We start from the raw sequence: 5,591 nt of genomic DNA, 5'->3' as shown, positions 1-5,591 counted from the left end.
ACCGGCGGCTTCAGACCCCGACTACACCCTCGATTGGGATGAGCCTCATAACCCTCTCCTCATTGGCAAGAGGCCAACGTGTGCCACTCGTGCCGCGACTAATTCCTGCCGGGGGTTGCCGGTTCCCGCGGAGAAGGCGAGGACGCGGGCGACTTCGATCCGCCGATATTGTCGCCGCACGCAAGGTCCTGATACCGGGCGCCTGAGCGCACCCGCCGACGGGTGCGGCGACCTTCCGGTGCATTCCGGACTCCCACCAGAAGGTGCGCACCTGATAGGCCGAAGCGCCCGCCCCGACGGCGGCGGCGACCGGCAACGCCGCGAGCCAGGCGCGGTTGGCGCGCCACCAACCGCTCATGCTCGTGCCCAGTCGCCGGGTGGGGTCGAGCCGGACAGGAAGCCGGTGACCGGTGCCGCCGTGTTCCAGAGCTGTTCCGCCGCAGTGGAATCCAGCGACAACTCGATCTCGGCAACCGCGTCGCGGCGATACCCGTCGATCTCGATCGCGCCCCGCGCGATCACGACCGTGGCCCCATCGAGGGCGCGCCGCGGGACGTCGATGCACATGCGCGCGTAGCGCGGCAGCCCCGTGGGCAGCGTGACAGCGGTGGCGCACTGCGCGCCGGTATCCGCGGCATACCGGCGGCCTTCGCCATCACGCAGGTACGGCGCCGCGAGCAGCAGCGGCTCCCGCAGCGCCGTCACTTCGAGGTCCAGCACGAGGAAACGGCCGTATGGAGTGGCGGTCGTGGGCTGCCCTTGCACCTTCGTGGCGAGGTGGATGCCTGCGAGGCGGACCTCGGCATACGGCAGGCGCACGTGCTCGCCCACCGCGGCGGCGGTGACGAACGGAGCCGCTGCGACCTTGTCGGTGGGCAGCAGCGTGGTGATTCCGTGGCCGGCGGCCAGGGTGGCGACGACGGCGGCGATCCGGGTCAGGCGTCTCACGCCGACTCCTTGATCGGGAACTCGCCGGACGCGACCACAGAGTGCAGGAGCCAGGTGTCGGGATCGAGAGAGAGCGGGTCCTCTTCCTGGAAGCGGAAGTCGTAGACGTCCAGGTCGATGCGGTCGGCGGTCCAGGAGGCCGGCTGCGGATAGACCAGGACGGCTTGCACACTCAGGCCGGGGTTGACGGTGCGTACGCGGGTGCCGTCGGCCACGGCGACGAGTTCGCCGTGAGGTTCGTCCTGTCCCGGCCACGGCTCCACGGCCGCGCGTGGCCCGCCGATCGCGTCCGTGATGCGCAGCGGGGACAGCGGCTCGTCTGTGGTGTTGGTCACCGTCAGTTCGATGGCCATCAGGCGGCCGCCGGGGCTCGCGGGGGACAGTGCCAGGTCGTTGACCGACAGCTCATCGAGGGTGACGACCTTGCCGAGCGTGACATCGAAGGGGCCAGTGGCGATCACCTCGCCCGCCTTGAGCGCGGCCGGCGGCTGGGCCTCGGTCGCACGCAGCCCGCCGAAGGGCGCAGAGGCAAGCGTGGCCACGAGGATCAGCGACGGCAGCAGGACGCGGCCCCTGCGCGCCCCCGCCGGCACGGTCCGGGAAACCCGACGGCGCGTGCTCGAGAACGCACCGCCAGCCATAGGCGCCGATGATAAGGCCGAATCGTGACGGGAAGAATACTCATCAGGGGCAGACATCGGCGCCGATGCATGTCACTATGGCGCCACCTTCCGACCGGCAGAGAACGAAAGATGTGGACAAGGATGCCCACCCAGGTGAACCACCCGACCGAAGAAGACATCGACAGCTCACTCCTGGAGAACCAGGCGCAAAGCGTCGGGCACCTCTTCCGTGAGCGTGTCGCCAAGACTCCGGACGCCATCGGTTTCTGGTATGCCGAAGGCGACGATTACGTCAAGGTCCCGTGGCGCGAGGTCAAGGACCACGCATATGCGATGGCGGCCGGCCTGATCGCGCTGGGTGTCGGCGAGGAGGAACGCGTCGCGATCGCCTCCGGAACGCGCTACGAGTGGGCGCTGGCCGACCTGGCGAACATGTGCGCCGGGGCGGCGACGACGACGATCTACCCGACGACGATCGCCGACGACGTTGCCTTCATCATCTCCGACAGCGACAGCAAGGTCGTCTTCGCCGAGAACGAGAGCCAGCTCGAGAAGCTGCGCTCGATCCGCGATGTCATCCCGAGCGTGAGCAAGGTCGTGGTCTTCGACGGCGACGGCGACGGCGACTGGGTGATGAGCCTGGAGGATCTCGAGATCCTGGGCCGCCAGGAGTTGGAGCGCAACCCCGGGGTCGTCGACGGACGGATCGACAATCTGACCCCGGACCGGCTCTCGACCTTGATCTACACCTCCGGCACGACCGGGCGGCCCAAGGGTGTGCGGCTGCCGCACAGCAACTGGACCTATATCGGCGCCTCGGTCGACGCCATCCGGATCCTCGGCCCGGATGACCTGCAATACCTCTGGCTGCCGCTGTCGCACGTCTTCGGCAAGATGCTGCTGACCATCCCGTTGCAGATCGGCTTCCCCACCGCGATCGACGGGCGCATCGACAAGATCGTCGACAACCTCGCCGTCGTCAAACCTACCTTCATGGGCGCCGCGCCGCGCATCTTCGAGAAGGCGCACGGCAAGATCGCGATGATGATGGAGGAGGAGGGCGGGGTCAAGCTCAAGCTCTTCAACTGGGCCGGCAGCGTCGGCGCACAGGTCAGCGAGCTGCGCGAGCAGGGCAAATCGCCGTCGGCGCTTCTGGGCGCCCAGCACAAGATCGCGGACAAGTTGGTGATGAGCAAGATCCGCGAGCGCTTCGGCGGCAATATCCGCTTCTTCATCTCCGGCTCCGCCGCGCTCAACAAGGACGTGGGCCGCTGGTTCGACGGCATGGGCTTGAAGATCGCCGAGGGTTACGGCATGACCGAGTCCTCGGCAGCCTCGACGGTCAACCGCATGGTGGCATGGCAGTACGGCACGGTCGGCTGGGCGCTGCCGGGCATGGAGTTCAAGATCGCCGAGGACGGCGAGGTCCTCATGCGCGGCCCGGGCGTCATGCAGGGCTACCACAACAACCCCGACGCCACGGCCGAGGCCCTGGACCCGGACGGCTGGCTGCACACCGGCGACATCGGCGAGATCGACGAGCGCGGCTTCATCCGGCTGACGGACCGCAAGAAAGACCTGTTCAAGACCTCCAACGGCAAATATGTCGCGCCGTCCCTGATCGAGTCGCAGTTCAAGGGCATGTGCCCCTACATCTCGCAGATCGTCGTGCACGGCAACGATCGCAACTTTGTCTCCGCGCTGGTGACGCTCGACCCGGACGCCATCACCGGCTGGGCCGCGCAGCACGGGCTCGAGGGCAAGTCCTACGAGGAGATCGCGTCCTCGGACCAGGCGCGCGAGATGATCCAGGGCTATATCGATGAGCTCAACTCCAGCCTCAACCGGTGGGAGCAGATCAAGAAGTTCACCATCCTGGGATCGGACTTCTCGGTCGAGAGCGGCGAGCTGACGCCCTCGTTGAAGGTGAAGCGCAAGGTGGTCAGCGACCGCTACAAGAAGGAACTGGACTCCCACTACAGCTGATCAGGCGCACTTCTCGCAGCCCGGCACGGTTCTCGCAAACCAGCGCGGTTCTCGCAGCCAGGCGTCGTTATTGCGACGCCTGGCTGCGAGGCTGCCCTGTCCTTGCGAGAAGTACGCCTGGCCAGGGCTGTTGCCGGTGACTAGCGGCGGACCGTCGTGACGGTGCCGTCCGCCAGCAACAGCTCGTAGGCCAACGGTCCGGCCGGCGTCCCGGGACGAGCCGGCCACCATACGGTGAACCAGCGCCCGGCCATTAACGCAGGCAGGCGGCCGTGCGGGGTCAGTGCGGCGATGCCGCGGACCTCCGACCCGGCATATCCGTCAATGGCGGCTACCGACCATGTCGGGTCATCCGGTCCCGGCGACGGGCCGTCCGCGCCGTATCCGCGACGGCTGATATCGCCGATATCTCGGGCGCCGATCTGCGCGGCCGCGCTGGCGCCGGGGGTGAGCTGGACCAGGCCCCACGCGGCCGGCTCGGCCGGGTCGGCGAGGGTTGCCTTGTCGAACAGGCACCAGCCGACGCCGGCCTCGTCGCCGACGAGCACCATGAACAGGCCGTCGCGCTTCTCGACTGCGACCAACGGAGCGTCTCCGGCCAAGGCCGCTTGCTCGGGGCTCTCGGCGAACTTCGCCGCGCAGACCTCCCGGGCCTTGCGGGCGGTGGAGCCGTCCGCGAGCGCCGGCACAAAGGCGGGATCGTATGGTTGTGCCGCCGGGCTGCTCCGGAGCGCCAGCGTGTCGGCGTGCTGCTCCCGGGTGGTCCCGTCCGCCAGGGTCAGGTGATAGGTCGCCGGCCCGAACACATCAGCATCGCTGGGGTCCACCACGAGCGTGTCGAAGAACCGCCCCGCGGGCCGGGAGGCCGCTGTCGTGATCGCGAGTTCGATCTGTCGTCCGGAGGCAAGCTCGAGGGTGGCGTCCTTGACCTGCGGACCGACGAACCCGCTGAGTTCGAGCAGGCGTCCCGGTGCCGGCGCCGCGGAAAAGCCCGGCTCGCGCTGGCTTCGCACCCCGGTGCGCACGAGGCCGTCAATGGCCAGGGCGAGTTCGGCGGCTGCCGGGGGCTCGATGTCCACCAGGCGGATGTCGAAGCGCGTGGCTTGTCTGCCGAGGTCGGACACCGGCAACACACAGCGGCCGAGGATGCCGACACGGTCGCTGGCGACGGCCCAAACCCACGAGCCTTGACGCTGCGCCCCCAAGAGCTCGGGCTCGCGATCGGGCCCGTCAATGAGGTGAACCCCGCTGATCCCGATCGCGCAGTTTTCCCGCAGCCAGGTCCGGTCGGCTCCCGTCAGTCCCACAGGGTCGGATGCCGATGCGGAAGACGCTGGACCGGCGGGAGGGGCGCCGCGATCTCTGGCGGCCAAGGCGCCGACGCCGACGGCGAGTGCCGCGACAGTGGCTGCGGCGGCGAGTGGAGCCCACCGAGGGCGCGGGGTCTCCTCAGAGGGCGACGGCTCCCGGTCGCCGTCCAGTAGGGCCGTGAGGGCTCTCTCAGCGCGTCCGGCATCCGCGGGGGAATAGGGCGGGGCTGGGTCGATGGCGGCGAGTTCGCGCTCGAGTGTCTCAGCGTTCATGACGGTTCTCCTTCGTGGCCGACACGTGGTGCGGACGGCCGTCGAGATGTGCGCGCAAGGCCTGACGGGCGCGGGAGAGCCGCATCCGGTATGCCGTGGGGCTGATCCCGAGGACCTGCGCCGCTGCGCTTGCGTCGAGTCGCTCCCATACCGTGAGAGCGAGGGTTTCCTGTTCGTCCGGGGTGAGTCGGACCCAGGCGCGGACGATGTCCGCCCGGGTCACGGCGAGGTCGTCGACATCGCCCGCGGCAGCGTCACCCGGCTGCATAGCGACGCGCACGGCCAGCGCACCCCGGCGGCGCCGGCCGCGCGCGGCACCCAGCAGCACGTTGCGGGCCACGGCGAACAGCCACGGGCGGGGATCGTCGGCCGGGACATCGGCCAGCCGCCGCCAGGCCACGGCATACACCTCAGCCGCGATGTCATGGCCGGGGGGGGGGGGGGCCGGGGG

At 69.1% G+C, this 5,591-nt stretch carries 5 protein-coding genes; 1 reads left to right on the top strand and 4 read right to left on the bottom strand.

The genetic code is table 11. The annotated features are described in order from the left end of the window. Positions 1-354 precede the first annotated feature (354 nt). Both BN11_RS10185 and BN11_RS10180 read right to left on the bottom strand, forming a co-directional pair. Positions 355-948: a hypothetical protein gene (locus tag BN11_RS10185; RefSeq protein WP_048697276.1), complete on the bottom strand. Its 594-nt coding sequence runs from the start codon at positions 946-948 to the stop codon at positions 355-357. Next, on the bottom strand, positions 945-1,589 hold the full coding sequence (locus tag BN11_RS10180; RefSeq protein ID WP_048697272.1) for a hypothetical protein: 645 nt from the start codon (positions 1,587-1,589) through the stop codon (positions 945-947). The genes BN11_RS10185 and BN11_RS10180 overlap by 4 nt, the downstream gene beginning before the upstream one ends. A 135-nt stretch (positions 1,590-1,724) precedes the next feature. Here BN11_RS10180 and BN11_RS10175 point away from each other — a divergent pair, with 135 nt between their 5' ends. Further along, positions 1,725-3,557 (top strand): AMP-dependent synthetase/ligase, encoded by a 1,833-nt coding sequence (locus BN11_RS10175; RefSeq protein WP_327152857.1) that lies wholly within the window; start codon positions 1,725-1,727, stop codon positions 3,555-3,557. A gap of 140 nt (positions 3,558-3,697) precedes the next feature. Here the strand turns inward: BN11_RS10175 and BN11_RS10170 are convergent, their stop codons facing one another. Together BN11_RS10170 and BN11_RS10165 are read right to left on the bottom strand one after the other, a co-directional pair. After that, positions 3,698-5,140, bottom strand: coding sequence for a hypothetical protein (locus tag BN11_RS10170; protein WP_048697266.1), 1,443 nt, complete (start codon positions 5,138-5,140; stop codon positions 3,698-3,700). Then, positions 5,130-5,591 (bottom strand): RNA polymerase sigma factor (locus tag BN11_RS10165; protein ID WP_157044365.1); only part of this gene is annotated, 462 nt, incomplete at its 5' end. The genes BN11_RS10165 and BN11_RS10170, both read right to left, overlap by 11 nt.

The sequence above is a fragment of the Nostocoides australiense Ben110 genome, assembly GCF_001050535.1.
GTDB lineage: Bacteria > Actinomycetota > Actinomycetes > Actinomycetales > Dermatophilaceae > Nostocoides_A > Nostocoides_A australiense.
The sequence above is the reverse complement of the archived record's forward strand: the minus strand, read 5'-3'. Positions and strand labels throughout refer to the sequence as shown.